We start from the raw sequence: 15117 nt of genomic DNA on the forward strand, positions 1-15117 counted from the left end.
CGCGGGCCGACATAACAAGAGTTTTGATTCGCTAGGGGATAGGGCATGCAACCGGTTTCGGGGAGCAAGTTGTTGATCATCGCCGTGATCTGCGGGGTACTCGCGGGTGGTGCGGCGTGGATGTACCTGAAGAGCAAGGAGGCCCAGTACCGTGAGGCCTACAGGCCGCCAGTGGAGCGCAAGGTGGCGCTGATCGTGCCGCGCCAGGATATCGGCAAGGCCGAAGTGATCAGCAAGGAAAAGGTGGCCGTCCTGGAGGTGCCCGCGCAGTTCGTGCCGTCCGGCGCCGTTCTGGCTCAGGACTGGAAGAAGCTCGATGGGCGCATGGTGGAAGCGCCGCTGCAGAAGGGCAAACCGATCACCTGGAGCGCAGTTGAAGGCAGCTCGGTGACGCGCTTCTCCGAGAATGTCGAGCTGGGCAAGCGCGCCAAGACGGTCAAGATCAGCAAGGTCAACTCCTTCGACGGCCTGCTGCGTCCGGGGGACCACGTCGACCTACTGGGCAGCTTCGCCGCTACCGACATCGGCCTGCAGGAACAACCCAACCTGGCCGACGATGTGATCATGACCGTGCTGGAAAACGTGGTGGTGGTCGCCGCTGGCCGCGAGGATGCCAGTGGCCGCAAGTACGAGACCTTCTACGACCAGAACTCGGCAGACGGTTTCAACATGAACTTCTCCACCGTCAGCCTGATGCTCACCCCGCAACAGGTAGCGCGCGTCGAGCTGGCCGAGCGTAGCGGCGACCTGGTTGCGGTGCTGCGCCACCCCAAGGACACCAGCTTCGCCAAGCTGGGCCAGATCACCGTCGCCAACCTGCTGGAGCCGCCGCCTGCCGAGAAGGCCGATGTGGTGCTCGATGCCGATGGCAAGCTGGTTGGCCGCATCGTCGGCGACAACGTGGTGGATGCCCAGGGCCGCATCGTCGGCAAGATGGTCGATGGCAAGGCGGTGGCCTTCGATGGCAAGGCACTCGGCTCGGTGGTCAAGGACGTGGCCGCCGATGACCCGCTGCTGCGCATGCGCGAGCGTGCCGATGTGGTGCGCGATGCCGACGGCAAGGTGATCGGCCGCATCGTCGACGGCAAGGTGCTGGACGCTGAGGGCAAGGTCATTGGCGTGGTCAAGAACGGCCAGGCCGTGGGCCTCAAGGGCGAGAGCCTGGGCAGCGTCGAGCGCAACGCGGCGCTGGATGCCCAGGGCCGGGTGATCGACATGAGCAAGTCCAGCGCCCAGGCCGCGCCGCAGAAACGCGGCAGCGAGCAGCAGCTGGTGCGCGATGCCAGTGGCAAGGTGATCGGCAAAGTGGTGAACGGCAAGGTGGTCGACGCCAGCGGCAAGGTCATCGGCCAGGTCAAGAACGGCAGGGCCATTGGCCTCGACGGGCAGAGCCTGGGCAAGGTGGAGACCACCTTGGTGGATGCCCAGGGCAAGGTGGTCGGGCAGATGGGCGAAGTGGTGCGCGACGCCAACGGCAAGATCATCGGTCGAGTGGTCGACGGCCAGGTGGTGGATGCCAGCGGCAAGGTGCTCGGCGTAGTGCGCGACGGCAAGGCGGTGGGCGTGGACGGCAAGGCCATCGGCCAACTGGACAAGGTGCCGCTGGACGCCAGTGGCAAGCCCAAGGACGACGCCGTGCGCGTGGTTCGTGACGCCTCCGGCAAGGTGCTCGGCACTGTGGTCGGCGACCGGGTGCTGGACGAGCAGGGCCGCGAAGTCGGCAAGCTGGTGGACGGCAAGGTGATCGGCACGGATGGCCAGGTCCTGGCCGACGGTGTCGAGGTCGAGATCCAGCAGAACGCCGTGCGCGTGGCCCGCGATGCCTCCGGCAAGGCCATCGGCACGGTCAAGGGCGACACTGTCTACGACGCCAGTGGCAAGGTGGTTGGCAAACTGGTGGGCGGCAAGGTGGTGGATGCCAATGGCAACGTGGTCGCCTCGGGAGTGAATGCGGCGGTCGAGGGCCAATCCCAGGCCGATACTGCGCTGGCCGGAGCCGGGGAGGGCGAGGCCGTTGTTCAGCAGACCAGCCGCATGGTGCAGTTCATTCCGGGGGGGACCGGCAAGAACGGCGTCATCCCGGTGCAGAACCTGCGCCTGGAATAGATCGCAAGATGAAGCGGCACCGAGAGTGCCGCTCGATGAACAAGAAAGACGCTAGGGCCTCGAGACAATAACGATGAAAGTACGATTTCTTTTGCTGTTCATGGGGATGCTGGCCGTGCCGCTGGCCTCGGCAGAAAGCCTGCCGGCGCAGCTGACGCTGTACAAGGGTGATGTGCGGGTGATCGAGGCGCCGGGTATCGAGCGCCTAGCGGTCGGCAACGTGGAGCTGGTCAGCGCCACTCTGCTGAAGAACCAGGAAATGGTCCTCACCGCCGAGACCGAGGGCGAGACCACGGTGCAGGCCTGGTTCACCGATGGCCATCGCGAGCAGATGGGCGTGGTGGTGGTGAAGGCCAACGGCTATCGCCAGGTTGGCGAACTGCGCGCCCTGCTTGGCGATATTCCTGGCCTGAAGATTCGCACAGTAGGCCGTCAGGTGGTGATGGAAGGGCGCCTGCACAGCCAGGACCTGCAGCGGGTCAAGGATGCGGTGAAGTTCTACGACAATGTGCTGGTGCTGGCCGAGGAGCAGAACGGTGCCGCCACCAAATCCGACTCCGGTCTGATGCTGGAGGAGGTGCGCGCGATGCTCGGGCAGATTCCGGGCATTTCGATCAAGACCGTCGGCCGCCAGATCGTGGTGGACGGCGACCTCAACCAGATCGATATGGATCGCATCAAGCTGCTGCAGGAGCGCTATCCGGACATGCTGGTGCTGGCCCAGCCGATGTCGCAGTTCGTCGCGCCGATGATCTATTTCGACGTGCGTATCACCGAGTTCGCCAAGGACGACGTGGAAGAGCTGGGTATCAACTGGAGCACCAGCATCAACGGTCCGAGCTTCGTGTTCTCCTCCGACCAGCGCACCAACCCCTATTTCCGTGGCCAGTTCCCCAGCGACTCGGGCACCTTTGACGACCTCAACGAAGAGGTCGGCAACACCGGCACCAACGGTTACTGGGGCATCGCCACGGAGATCACCTCGCGCATCAACTTCCTGGAGAAGAATGGCTCGGCCCTGACGCTGGCCTCGCCACGCCTGTCCGCGCGCAGCGGTGGCGTCGCCGAGCTGACCGTGGGCGGCGAAGTGCCGGTGGTGACCAGCAGCATCAACGGCCCCTCGGTGGAGTACAAGGAGTTCGGCATCATCCTCAACATCTCGCCGCAGATCTACGGCAGCGACCGGGTCGCGGCCAAGGTGATGGCCGAGATCAGCCAGCTGGATAAGGCCAACCAGGTAGGCGACTACCCTGCGTTCAAGACCCGTCGCACCGACAACGAGGTGCAGCTAAGGATCGGCGAGACCCTGGTGCTGTCCGGCCTTGTCAACAAGGACACCCAGCAGACCTACGAGGGCGTCAAGTGGCTGCAGGACATCCCGGTACTCGGTCCCTTCTTCCGCAACAAGAGCTTCAAGGGCGGCCAGACCGAGCTGGTGATCTTCATCACGCCGGAGCTGATGACCGGCGCCACCGCCACGGCCAACCAGCGTGAGCTGGATCGTGCCGAACGCATGCTCGGCGACTTCGAGAAGTCGGTGAAGAAAGGCCTGCTGGACTGAGGAGCGACGGATGTTCGAGTTAGAAGTCAGCTACCGCAACGGCCAGCCGGTCGACAAGGTTACCTGCGCCGCCAGCCAGTGCGAGCTGGGCAAGGCGCGCACCTGCATCCTGCGTCTGCGTGGCTGGCGGGTGGCGCCGGTGCATGCACGCATTGAGCGTTCCCTGGCCGGGCTGTTCGTCGAGGATCTCAGTCGTGGCTATGAGCTGGAGGTCAACGGCAAGCTGGTGGGGCGTTATGGTCCGCTCAGCGAGAACGATCAGATCGGCATCGGTGGCTATCTGGTGCGGGTGCGCCCGCTGGTGGTCGAGAGCGAGGACATGCCGCCGACCGACGAGGGGCAGCCGCTCAACGAGTCGGAGGCCGCCGGTATCGTCAGCCACGACCAGGCCGCTTATATGGAATGGTCCAAGTACATCCATGGTGAGCTGTTCCGTGCCATGGACCTGCGCCGCATGGACCTGGAGACCATGGCCCACGACGAGGTACGGGCCAAGCTGGCCGAACTGGTCGACGAGATCATGGAGCAGATCCGCGCGCGCCTGCCCAAGTGCATCGACTGCGCCGTGCTGCACAAGATCGTGTTGGACGAGGCGGTCGGTCTAGGCCCGCTGGAGGACTTGCTGGCCGACGAGAGCATCACCGAGATCATGGTCAACCGGCATGACGACATCTACGTCGAGCGCTCCGGTCGACTGGAGCGCTCCAGCATCAACTTCAGCTCCGACGCCACGGTGATGGCGACCATCGAGCGGATCATCTCGCCGCTCGGCCGCCGCATCGACGAAAGCTCGCCGATGGTGGATGCGCGCCTCAAGGACGGCTCGCGGGTCAACGCGATCATCCCGCCGCTGGCGCTCAAGGGTCCTTGCCTGACCATTCGTAAGTTCTCCCAGCACAAGCTGACCACCGACGACCTGATCCGCTACGGCTCGATCAATGAGCCCATGGTGGTGTTCCTGCGTACCGCGGTTGAGCAGCGCCTCAACGTGGTGGTGTCCGGCGGTACCGGTTCGGGCAAGACCACGTTGCTGAATATCCTGTCCAACTTCATCCCGCCGGAGGAGCGGGTGGTGACCGTGGAAGACGCCGCCGAGTTGAAGCTGGTGCAGCCCCACGTGGTGTCGCTGGAGTCGCGTCCGGCGAACATGGAGGGCAAGGGCCAGGTGACCATCCGCGACCTAGTGCGCAACTGCCTGCGGATGCGCCCCGACCGCATCGTGGTCGGCGAGTGCCGCGGCGGGGAGGCACTGGACATGCTGCAGGCGATGAACACCGGTCACGACGGTTCGCTGACCACCGGCCACGCCAACTCGCCGCGCGACATGTTGCGCCGCCTGGAGGTGATGGTCCTGATGGCGGGGATGGACCTGCCGGTGCAGGCGATTCGCGAGCAGATCGCCTCGGCGGTGCACATCATCGTGCAGCAGACCCGCTTCGGCGACGGCTCGCGGCGCATCACCAGCATCACCGAGATCACCGGCATGGAGCAGGGCACCATTCTGCTCAACGAGATCTTCTGCTTCCGCCAGCAGGGCTTCGACCAGAACGGCCGGGTCAAGGGGCGTTACCTGGCCACCGGCCAGGTGCCGGAGTTCTACGAGGAGCTGCGCAGCCGCGGCATCCCGGTGGACATGAGCATCTTCAAGAGCGATCAGGAGGTCTGACATGGGCGGCCTGATGCTGATTCTCAGCGTGGCGGCGATCGCCCTCTGCGCCTTTTGCCTGGCACTCATCTTCGGCCGGGTAATCCTGGCCAACATGGGCTTCTACCGTCGCCAGTTCAGCGCCAGCGCCGAGGTGGAATTAGCCGACATGTTCATCTTCGCCAGCGGCCAGCAGCTGTTCATCTTCAACCTGATGCTGCTGGCGTTCGTACCGCTGTTTCTGCACGTGCTGTTCGACATCCTGGTGATCACCGTTGCCGGCGCGATTCTCACGTTGTTCGTCCCGGGCATGTTCTTCCGCATGCTCAAGCGCAAGCGCCTGATGAAGTTCGAGGAGCAACTGCCGGATGCATTCATGCTGCTGTCCAGCAGCCTGCAGTCTGGCGCCAGCCTGAACATGGCGCTGGAGAACGTGGTGCAGCAGTCTCCGGCACCTCTCAACCAGGAGTTCGGCCTGCTGGTGAAGAAGCTGCGTCTGGGTGTGACCCTGGAGGACGCCCTGGTGAAGATGGAGGAACGCATCCCGCTGCCGTCCTTCATCATGGCCAGCTCGGCCGTGCGCATCAGCCGCGAAGTGGGCGGCAACCTGGTGGAGACCATCAACGGCATGGCCACCATGCTGCGGCGCAAGAAGGTCATGGAGGGCAAGATCGACAGCCTGACTTCCCAGGGCCGCGCCCAGGGCATCTTCATGGCCATGCTGCCGATCTTCCTCGCCGGCATTCTCAGCGCCATCGAGCCGGAGGCCATGAGCCAGCTCTACACCACACGCATGGGCCTGATGGTGCTGGCGGTGATGGTGGTGATGGAAGTGCTTGGCTTCGTCTTTATCAAGAAAATCACCCGGATCGACGCCTGATGAGCGAGCTACTTGCCTTGTTGAGCGGCGCCGGCACCGGCGTCGCGGTCACCTGCTCGATCCTGGTGTTCATGGCGCTGTTCCGCTACCTGCCGGACGAAAACCGCTCCTACATGGACCCGGTGCCGCCGCTGATGAAGCCGATCTGGCCGCTGGTGCGTCTGGTCTCCTATTTCATCGGCTCGATGCTGCCGCCCAAGTTCCTCGACTGGCTGGACAAGCGTCTGCAGCGCACCGGGGCGCTCTACGTGCTGACCCCGGAAGACTACTTCGGTCTCTGCGTGTCCCTGGCCATCCTGCTGCCGCTGATTGCCTTGCTGCCGATGGTCAGTGGCAAGAGCGGGGTGATGTGGTCGGTATTGCTGTTGATGTTCGCCCTGGGCGCCGTGTTGCCCGAGCTATGGATCAACGACACGCGCAACCGCCGCGACCGCGACATCGTGCGCAACCTGCCGGTGTTCCTCGAGTACCTGACCATGTGCGTGGACGCCGGCCTCAACTTCCTCGGTGCTCTGCAGCAGGCGGTAGAGAAAGGCCCCAACGGCGCGATGAAGAACGAGTTTCGCATCGTCCTGCGTGATATACGTTCTGGCCTTCCGCGTGCCGAGGCTCTCACACGCATGGAGCAGCGGGTCAACCTGAAGGACATCGCGACCTTCGTCCGCGCGGTGGTGCAGGCCGAGAAGATGGGCTCCAGCCTCAAGTCGACCCTGCAGATCCAGGCCCAGCAGCGCCTCGAAGAGCGCTTCCAGCGTGCGGAGAAGACCGCCATGCAGGCGCCGGTAAAGCTGATCATCCCGCTGATCCTGTTCATCTTCCCTCTGACCTTCGTGATCCTGCTGTTCCCGATCGCGGTCAAGTTCATGGCGCAATGAAGATGAAAGCGGGATATCGCGTGGTACAGGTGCAAAGAGAGGGCGAGGCGATTGCCGAGCTGCATCTGCTGTCCGCCTACGACATGCTGCGCCGCGCCCGCGGCCTGCTCGGGCGACCGCAGCCATTGCCCGGCCAGGGTATCTGGCTGAAACCCTGTAATGCCGTACATTGCTGGCTTATGGGCTACTCCATCGATGTGCTGTTTCTCGATGGCGAAGGGCGTGTACTCAAACTCTGCTCGCAGCTTCGGCCATGGCGCATGGCGGCCTGTCGCGGTGCGCGCAGCGTTGTGGAGCTGGCCGCGGGCGAAGCGGAAAGGCTGAAGATTGGTGAGGGGGATGTGATCACATGCGTGGCCTGATTATCTGTGGCGTGCTGCTGGCACTGACCGGCTGCGCCGGCATGCCGAGTGGTGATCTGCTGGAAGTGCAGCGCCAGGCGAACGCGGCCTACAACGAAGGCGATTTTGCCCGCTCCACTCGCGGCTATCGCGCCCTGGTCGAGGAGCTGCCTCAGGATGCCGAGGTGCGCTATCGCCTGGGCAACAGCCTGGCCAAGCAGGGTGACGTCGAGGGTGCCATGCAGGCCTACCGCGAGGCGGTGGTACGCGACTCCAAGCATGCCAAGGCCTGGCACAACCTGATCTATCTGCAGCTGCAGGGAGTCGGCCACACGGTGGCGGAGATGTATCTGCACATCAACCGCGACGATCCACGCGTTGCCCCGGTGGCACAGAAGGCCGAGGCGGTGATGCAGGCCTTCGACGTGCCTCTCCAGCCGCTGGATCGCCAGGAGCCCTGAGATGAGCCCACGCAGTCAGCATGGCCAGGCCCTGGTGGAGTACGTCATCGTGCTGCCGGTGCTGGTCATGCTGATCTTCGGTACCATCCAGGCGGCCTTTATCTATTCGGCGAAGAACACCCTTAACTTTGCCACCTTCCAGGCCGCCCGCCTGGGAGCGGTGAACAGTGCTAAGTACGACGATATCCGCCGCGGCCTGATTCGCGGCATGACGCCGATGTTCGTCCACCACAACACCGATGAGAGCAAGGACCTGGCCAATATCGAGGCGGGTGCCGAGGTGGATAACTTCATGCTGGTTACCCGTATCAGCCCCAATCTGGGTGACTTCAGCGCCTATGGCGAGTTCGATGCAGACGAATCGGACTACGCCATACCCAACGACAACCTGATGTATCGCCCGGGCACCGGCATCCAGGACGCCAACCTGCTGAAGATTCGCGTGCAGTACTGCCTGAAGCTGGTGGTGCCGATTGTCGATCGTCTGCTCAGCGCTGCCTCGAGCTTCAACAGCTCCGGCACCGAGGGCAGCTTCAGCGAGGCTTCGCGGGCTGCTGTCGACAACTATGCGGACATCTGCCAGGCCGGCCGGCGCGGTATCGTCATCACCTCCGAAGCCATGGTGCGTATGCAGTCGCCGGCACTGGCCGACGGTGATGCCTGTGGCTCGGATATGAACTGCCTGTGAACAACTCACCCGCCATCAAACAAGGAGCCGCCATGCGCGCCACGATCACGATGCTTGCCGTTGCCCTGCTGACCGGTTGTGCCTCTCAGGTGGATACCAGCGCCACCTCGGGCGATCTGGTCATCGACAAGCCGGCCAGGCGCAATGTGCTGGTCAGCCTGAATGGCAGTGAGCAGGCCGAGAGCAACGAAAGTTGGCAGGACCTGCGCCATTCCCTGCACTCGAACCTCGACGACCAGGCCTTCCATTCGCTCTACCGCATGACCCATGTCGCTGATCGGCGGATCATCCCGACGCCGGGCGTGCTGGTCAGCGTCGACGTGGTCGATTTTCGTTACCTGAGCCAGCTCAGCCGTAGCTTCCTCGGGCCCACCACCGGCAACGCCTGGGTCGATGCCAAGGTGGCCTTCTACGATCTGCAGTCGGGAGAGCTGTTGGGCAACCGTACCTACCGGACCACCTCGTCTGGCTGGGGCACCTTCTTCTCCAACATGACCGAACGCCAGGTGCAGGCGCTGTCGGCGAAGATCATCGACGAGATCATGCAGGCCGACGAGCCGCCCTACGTGGCGGCCAATACGAAGCCGTGATGGCAGAAACGAAAAAGCCCCGCGCTGGCGGGGCTTTTTCATTGCGGACGGATCACTCGTCCATCTGCGACTGCAGGTAGTTCTCCAGGCCGACCTTGTCGATCAGGCCCAGTTGGGTTTCCAGCCAGTCGATGTGCTCTTCCTCGGATTCGAGGATGTCTTCCAGCAGCTCGCGGGTGCCGTAGTCGCCGACGCTCTCGCAGTAGGCGATGGCGGCTTTCAGGTCGGGTACCGCGGATTGCTCCAGCTTGAGGTCGCAGCTCAGCATTTCCTTGGTGTTCTCGCCGATCATCAGCTTGCCCAGGTCCTGCAGGTTGGGCAGGCCTTCGAGGAAGAGGATGCGCTTGATCAGCTTGTCCGCATGCTTCATCTCGTCGATCGACTCGTGATACTCGTGCTCGCCGAGTTTCTTCAGGCCCCAGTCTTCGTACATGCGTGCATGCAGGAAGTACTGGTTGATCGCCACCAACTCATTGCCGAGGATCTTGTTCAGATGCTGAATGACCTTCTTGTCGCCTTTCATGATGCGCCTCGCCCTGAGTGGTGATTGTTGGATACGGCTGGATAGGCTTGAAGTTTGCGCCTGAAGTTGCTTTCGGTCAAATATAAGTCTTTGAATTATATACAAAAATTAATATAAATAAGAATGTTTAGCTTCCGCGTTTTGGCGCTAACTCATTGATATATGGCGATAAAGATTGGGCGGCTGTTTAATGGCGCCGAGTCTGCTCGCCGAATATTTCACGAGGCGGGCGCAACAGGCTGTTTGGAGAGAATGAAATGCTGTTGCGATTGGCCGCCGATGCGGTCGTGGTGGTGCACCTGTTGTTCATCCTGTTCGTGCTCGGCGGCGGTCTGCTGGCGCTGCGCTGGCCGCACCTGGCGTTCTTGCATCTGCCGGCGGCGGCCTGGGGCGTGGCAGTGGAACTGCTGCACCTGTATTGCCCGCTGACGCCGCTGGAGAACCAGCTGCGCCAGGCGGCGGGGCAGGCCGGTTATGACGGCGGCTTCGTCGAGCACTATCTGATCCCGCTGATCTACCCGGCCGGGCTGACCCCGCAGATCCAGCTGTGGCTCGGCGCGGTGGTGTTGGCAATCAACGTGCCGGTCTACCTGTGGCTGCTCTGGCGCCTGCTACGGCGCTGAGCGGAGCGGTTATCGCGAACTGCTCTAACGCAAGGGTTCCGCAGGCCTAGCTTTACAACTGCGGTACCCGTTTTGCACTTGCCGTGGCGCGCCGGAGGAGGCGTGTCGGGTGCGGGTTGAACCCCGGATCGGCAAGGAGCGCACGCCATGCAAGCCTCAACCATCCTCTTTTTGCTGATCGCCGGCGCGGTGCTGGTGGCCGGCTCGTTGCTGCTGCGGGTGTTCTCCGCCGGCAAGTACGAGATCAAGACCATCGACCTGGTGTTCCTGGTCATCCCGCTGCTGGTGGTGGCGCTGGCCACTGGGAAGCTCAAGGGCATCGACATGTTCGGGGTCAAGGCCGACCTCAGCGAGCTGCTGGCCGATGCCGCCCAGGGCAAGATCAAGGAGCAGGTGGCGCCGGCCAAGCAGCTGACCGTGCAGGACGCCGTGCAGGTGGTGCAGATGGCCGGCAAGGGCGGCATCAACGAGCTGCGCGTGCTGATCGAAAGGCGCATCGAGGCCCTGGAGCTGCGCCTGGGCCATGGCGGCTACTACGGCGAGGCACTGAAGACCTACCTCGAGTCGCTGTCCGGCAGTTCCTATCTGCGTGTGGTGGTGGTTAATCGGCCGGACGGCAAGCTGTTCGGCATGTTCAATGCGGCCAATCTGATTGGCTACCTGCGCGTGGCCGATCAGGCCGGCTATCAGCAGTTCGAGCGCCTGCTGAACAGCAGCGACGCGGCCAGCTGGGACGAGCTGAGCAAGCTGCCGGGCTTCGTCGGCGTGCAGTCGGCGGTGGCCAGCAGCACTTCGCGGCGCGAGGCGCTGGAGCGCATGGAGCAGCTGCGCACCGACAGCCTGCCGGTGATCAATGCCGAGGGCTTCTTCATGGGCACGGTGGAGCGCAGCAAGCTCACCGCCAGCCTGATCCTGGCGGTGACCCAACGCCTCGACGGGGCAGGGCAATAGACCACTTGTGGCCCGTCATTCAGCCGCCTGATTCAGTGCCGCCGCGCGGGATGCCTTGGCTACACTCGGCCCAACTTCACCACAGAACAAAGGCAAAGCAGTATGCAGAACCGCATGATGATCACCGGCGCTGGTTCCGGTCTGGGACGCGAGATCGCCCTGCGTTGGGCCCGTGAAGGCTGGCGCCTGGCGCTGTGCGACGTCAACGAACCCGGCCTGGCGGAAACCCTCAAGCTGGTGCGCGAGGCCGGTGGCGATGGCTTCACCCTGCGCTGCGACGTGCGCGATTACAGCCAGCTGACCGCCGTGGCTCAGGCCTGCGAGGAGCGTTTCGGCGGCCTCGACGTGCTGGTCAACAACGCCGGCGTGGCGGCCGGTGGCTTCTTCGCCGACCTCAGCCTGGAAGACTGGGACTGGCAGCTGTCGATCAATCTGATGGGCGTGATCAAGGGCTGCAAGGCCTTCCTGCCGCTGCTGCGCGCCAGCAAGGGCAAGATCATCAACATCGCCTCCATGGCGGCGCTGATGCAGGGCCCGGCGATGAGCAACTACAACGTGGCCAAGGCAGGTGTGGTGGCGCTCTCGGAGAGCCTGCTGATCGAACTCAAGCCCGAGGACGTGGCGGTGCACGTGGTCTGCCCGTCGTTCTTCCAGACCAACCTGCTGGACTCGTTCCGTGGCCCGACCCCGGAGATGAAGCAGCAGGTCGGCAAGCTGCTGGAAGGCAGCCCGATCAGCGCCGCGGACATCGCCGCCTATGTCTACGACGAAGTGGCCAAGGGCGAGTTCATGATCCTGCCCCACGAGCAGGGCCGCATGGCCTGGGCAATCAAGCGCCAGCAACCGCAGGTCATCTACGACGAGATGACCAAGATGTGCGAGAAGATGCGCGCCAAGATCGGCGGCGCCTGAGTCGCGCGGCAATCAAAAAGGGCAGCCGAGGCTGCCCTTTTTTGTTTTTGCCGAACAGGTCAGCCGGCCACCAACACCCGGATCGCCTCCAGGCGCAGGGCCGCCTTGTCGAGGAAGGCCAGGCCGCTCTCGCGCTGCTTGCGCAGGGCCTCGATCTCGCTGCTGCGCACCGTCGGGTTGACCGCCTGTAGGGCGGTCATGCGCGCGATTTCCTCGTCCAGGGTCGCGGTGAAGCGCTGACGCGCCTCGCTCACCCGCTCGTTGTGGCGCGGTGCGATCTTCGCCTCGGCGGCGTTGATCTGCTTGGACAGCACGTCACGCTGGGCCTGCACGAACTTGTTGGCGCTGGCGCGCGGCACGGTCTCCAGCTGGTCGTTGAGGGTGTCGAAGGCGACCTTGCTGGCCAGGTCGTTGCCGTTCGGATCGAGCAGGCTGCGCAGCGCCACCGGCGGCAGGAAGCGGCCCAGCTGCAGCGCCTTGGGCGCCACCACCTCGCTGACGTAGAGCAGTTCCAGCAGCACGGTGCCGGGCTTGAGCGCCTTGTTCTTGATCAGCGCCACGGCGGTGTTGCCCATCGAGCCGGACAGCACCAGGTCCATGCCGCCCTGCACCATGGGGTGTTCCCAGGTGAGGAACTGCATGTCCTCGCGGGCCAGGGCCTGGTTGCGGTCGTAGGTGACGGTCACCGCCTCGTCGTCGCCGAGGGGGAAGCTGGCGTCCAGCATCTTCTCGCTGGGGCGCAGCACCAGGGCGTTCTCGGAATGGTCCTCGCTGTCGATGCCGAAGGCGTCGAACAGCTCTTCCATGTAGATCGGCAGGGCGAACTGGTCGTCCTGCTCGTGGATTTCCTCGACCAGCCGCTCGCCTTCGCCGGCGCCGCCGGAGTTGAGTTCCAGCAGGCGGTCGCGCCCGCTGTGCAGCTCGCCTTCGAGACGCAAACGCTCGGCGCGGGCTTCGTCCAGCAGGGCCTGCCAGGCCTTGTCGCCATTGCTCTCCAGCAGTGCCAGCAGGCGTGGGCCGAACTGATGCTGCAGGGCGTTGCCGGTCGGGCAGGTATTGAGGAAGGCGTTCAGTGCCTGGTGGTACCAGTGGAACAGGTGGGCCTGCGGGCTGCCTTCCAGGTAGGGCACGTGCAGCTGGATGGTGTGCTTCTGGCCGATGCGGTCGAGACGGCCAATGCGCTGCTCCAGCAGGTCCGGGTGGGCCGGCAGATCGAACAGCACCAGGTGGTGGCTGAACTGGAAGTTGCGGCCCTCGGAGCCGATCTCGGAGCAGATCAGTACCTGGGCGCCGAATTCCTCGTCGGCGAAGTAGGCGGCGGCGCGGTCGCGCTCGAGGATGCTCATGCCCTCGTGGAACACCGTGGCCGGGATGCCGGAGCGCACGCGCAGGGCGTCCTCCAGGTCCATGGCGGTCTCGGCGTGTGCGCAGATCACCAGCACCTTGAACTTCTTGAGCATCTTCAGGGTGTCGATCAGCCAGTCGACACGTGGGTCGAAGCGCCACCAGGCCTCGTCTTCGCCCTGGGCCTGGTAGCTGACTTCCGGATACAGCTCGGCGTGCTCGCCGGGTTGCAGGTCGGCGTACTGGGCCGGATGCGGCAGCGGATAGGGGTGCAGCTGACGCTCGGGGAAGCCCTGCACGGCGGTGCGGGTGTTGCGCAGCAGCACGCGGCCGGTGCCGTGGCGGTCGAGCAGTTCGCGGATCAGGCGCGCGGCGGCCTCGCTGTCGCCATCGGTAACGGCGGCCAGCAGGGCCTCGCCCTCGGCGCCGAGGAAGCGCGCGATGGTGGCATGGGCCTTCTCGGACAGGCGGCCCTCGTCGAGCAGCTCCTGCACCGCCTCGGCGACCGGACGGTAGTTGGCGCTCTCGGCGCGGAAGGCTTCCAGGTCATGGAAGCGGTCCGGGTCGAGCAGGCGCAGGCGCGCGAAGTGGCTTTCCAGGCCCAACTGCTCGGGGGTGGCGGTGAGCAGCAGCACGCCGGGAATGGTTTCGGCCAGTTGCTCGACCAGGCGATATTCGTCGCTGGCCTTTTCCGGGTGCCACACCAGGTGGTGGGCCTCGTCGACCACCAGCAGGTCCCAGCCGGCGGCGAATGCGGCGTCCTGGGCCTTCTCGCTGTCCTTCAGCCATTCCAGGGAGACCAGCGCCAGCTGGGTGTCCTCGAAGGGGTTGCTGGCATCGCTCTCGGCGAAGCGTTCGGCGTCGAACAGGGCGACCTGCAGGTTGAAGCGGCGGCGCATCTCCACCAGCCACTGGTGCTGCAGGTTTTCCGGCACCAGGATCAGCACTCGGCTGGCACGACCGGAGAGCAGCTGGCGGTGGATCACCAGGCCGGCCTCGATGGTCTTGCCCAGACCCACTTCGTCGGCCAACAGGACACGCGGGGCCATGCGGTCGGCAACCTCGCGGGCGATATGCAACTGGTGAGCGATCGGCTGGGCACGGGCGCCGCCCAGGCCCCAGAGGCTGGACTGCAGCAGGCGGCTCTGGTGCTCCAGGGTGTGGTAGCGCAGGGCGAACCAGTTCAGCGGGTCGATCTGCCCGGCGAACAGGCGGTCGCTGGCCAGGCGGAACTGGATGAAGTTGGACAGCTGGGTCTCGGGCAGGCTGTAGGGTTCGTGCTGGGCGTCGAAGCCGTGGTAGACCAGCAGGCCGTCGATGTCCTCGACCTCCTGCACGGTGAGCTTCCAACCCTCGAAGTGGGTGATCTCGTCGCCCGGGGCGAAGCGCACGCGGGTCAGTGGAGCGTTGCGCAGGGCGTACTGGCGGGTCTCGCCGGTTGCCGGGTAGAGCACGGTGAGCAGACGGCCGTCGGAAGTGAGGATGGTGCCCAGGCCGAGTTCCGCCTCGCTGTCGCTGATCCAGCGTTGCCCCGGTTGATACTGCACAATGCCACTACTTGCCATGAAATGCCCCAGCTGCGAAAAAAGCCGCGTATGTTAGCGGAACGCCGCGTCG

General features: G+C 64.3%; 14 protein-coding genes. 12 read left to right on the forward strand and 2 right to left on the reverse strand.

Annotated features, from left to right (window positions below; translation table 11 throughout):
• The first annotated feature begins 69 nt into the window (after positions 1–69).
• The 9 genes from cpaB (at position 70) to OH686_RS19415 (ending at position 9147) form a co-directional block, all read left to right on the forward strand.
• On the forward strand, positions 70–2106 hold the full coding sequence (gene cpaB, locus OH686_RS19375) for a Flp pilus assembly protein CpaB (protein WP_289534567.1): 2037 nt from the start codon (positions 70–72) through the stop codon (positions 2104–2106).
• A 73-nt stretch (positions 2107–2179) separates the two neighbouring features.
• Positions 2180–3667 carry a type II and III secretion system protein family protein gene (locus tag OH686_RS19380; RefSeq protein ID WP_289534569.1) on the forward strand — a complete coding sequence of 496 codons (1488 nt, stop codon included), beginning with the start codon at positions 2180–2182 and terminating at the stop codon, positions 3665–3667.
• A gap of 10 nt (positions 3668–3677) precedes the next feature.
• A complete protein-coding gene (locus OH686_RS19385; RefSeq protein WP_289534571.1) occupies positions 3678–5333 on the forward strand; it encodes a TadA family conjugal transfer-associated ATPase in 1656 nt (551 codons plus the stop codon).
• A gap of 1 nt (position 5334) precedes the next feature.
• Positions 5335–6192, forward strand: a complete 858-nt coding sequence (locus OH686_RS19390; protein WP_289534572.1) for a type II secretion system F family protein — start codon at positions 5335–5337, stop codon at positions 6190–6192.
• On the forward strand, positions 6192–7067 hold the full coding sequence (locus tag OH686_RS19395) for a type II secretion system F family protein (RefSeq protein WP_137971468.1): 876 nt from the start codon (positions 6192–6194) through the stop codon (positions 7065–7067). The genes OH686_RS19390 and OH686_RS19395 overlap by 1 nt, the downstream gene beginning before the upstream one ends.
• The gene (locus OH686_RS19400; RefSeq protein WP_289534574.1) at positions 7064–7429 is read left to right on the forward strand and encodes a DUF192 domain-containing protein; all 366 of its coding nucleotides are present in this window, start codon (positions 7064–7066) and stop codon (positions 7427–7429) included. Before OH686_RS19395 ends, OH686_RS19400 begins: the two co-directional genes overlap by 4 nt.
• Positions 7417–7869 (forward strand): tetratricopeptide repeat protein, encoded by a 453-nt coding sequence (locus OH686_RS19405; RefSeq protein WP_289534575.1) that lies wholly within the window; start codon positions 7417–7419, stop codon positions 7867–7869. Before OH686_RS19400 ends, OH686_RS19405 begins: the two co-directional genes overlap by 13 nt.
• Position 7870: 1 nt before the next feature.
• The gene (locus OH686_RS19410) at positions 7871–8557 is read left to right on the forward strand and encodes a TadE family protein (RefSeq protein WP_289534576.1); all 687 of its coding nucleotides are present in this window, start codon (positions 7871–7873) and stop codon (positions 8555–8557) included.
• Positions 8558–8589: 32 nt separating this feature from the next.
• Positions 8590–9147 (forward strand): DUF4410 domain-containing protein, encoded by a 558-nt coding sequence (locus OH686_RS19415; RefSeq protein ID WP_289534578.1) that lies wholly within the window; start codon positions 8590–8592, stop codon positions 9145–9147.
• Positions 9148–9199: 52 nt separating this feature from the next.
• Here the strand turns inward: OH686_RS19415 and bfr are convergent, their stop codons facing one another.
• Positions 9200–9670, reverse strand: coding sequence for a bacterioferritin (gene bfr / locus OH686_RS19420; protein ID WP_137971472.1), 471 nt, complete (start codon positions 9668–9670; stop codon positions 9200–9202).
• A gap of 257 nt (positions 9671–9927) precedes the next feature.
• On the opposite strand from bfr, the gene OH686_RS19425 reads away from it, so the two are divergent.
• From OH686_RS19425 to OH686_RS19435, 3 genes are all read left to right on the forward strand, one after another.
• Positions 9928–10293 (forward strand): DUF2784 domain-containing protein, encoded by a 366-nt coding sequence (locus OH686_RS19425; RefSeq protein WP_289534580.1) that lies wholly within the window; start codon positions 9928–9930, stop codon positions 10291–10293.
• A 147-nt stretch (positions 10294–10440) separates the two neighbouring features.
• Entirely contained in the window at positions 10441–11244 is an 804-nt protein-coding gene (locus tag OH686_RS19430) for a CBS domain-containing protein (protein WP_289534581.1), read from the forward strand.
• A 102-nt stretch (positions 11245–11346) separates the two neighbouring features.
• Entirely contained in the window at positions 11347–12156 is an 810-nt protein-coding gene (locus OH686_RS19435) for an SDR family oxidoreductase (RefSeq protein WP_137971475.1), read from the forward strand.
• Between the two features lie 59 nt (positions 12157–12215).
• Here the strand turns inward: OH686_RS19435 and rapA are convergent, their stop codons facing one another.
• Positions 12216–15065: an RNA polymerase-associated protein RapA gene (rapA, locus tag OH686_RS19440; protein ID WP_289534582.1), complete on the reverse strand. Its 2850-nt coding sequence runs from the start codon at positions 15063–15065 to the stop codon at positions 12216–12218.
• Positions 15066–15117 lie beyond the last annotated feature (52 nt).

Source organism: Pseudomonas sp. SO81 (genome assembly GCF_030374125.1).
GTDB lineage: Bacteria > Pseudomonadota > Gammaproteobacteria > Pseudomonadales > Pseudomonadaceae > Aquipseudomonas.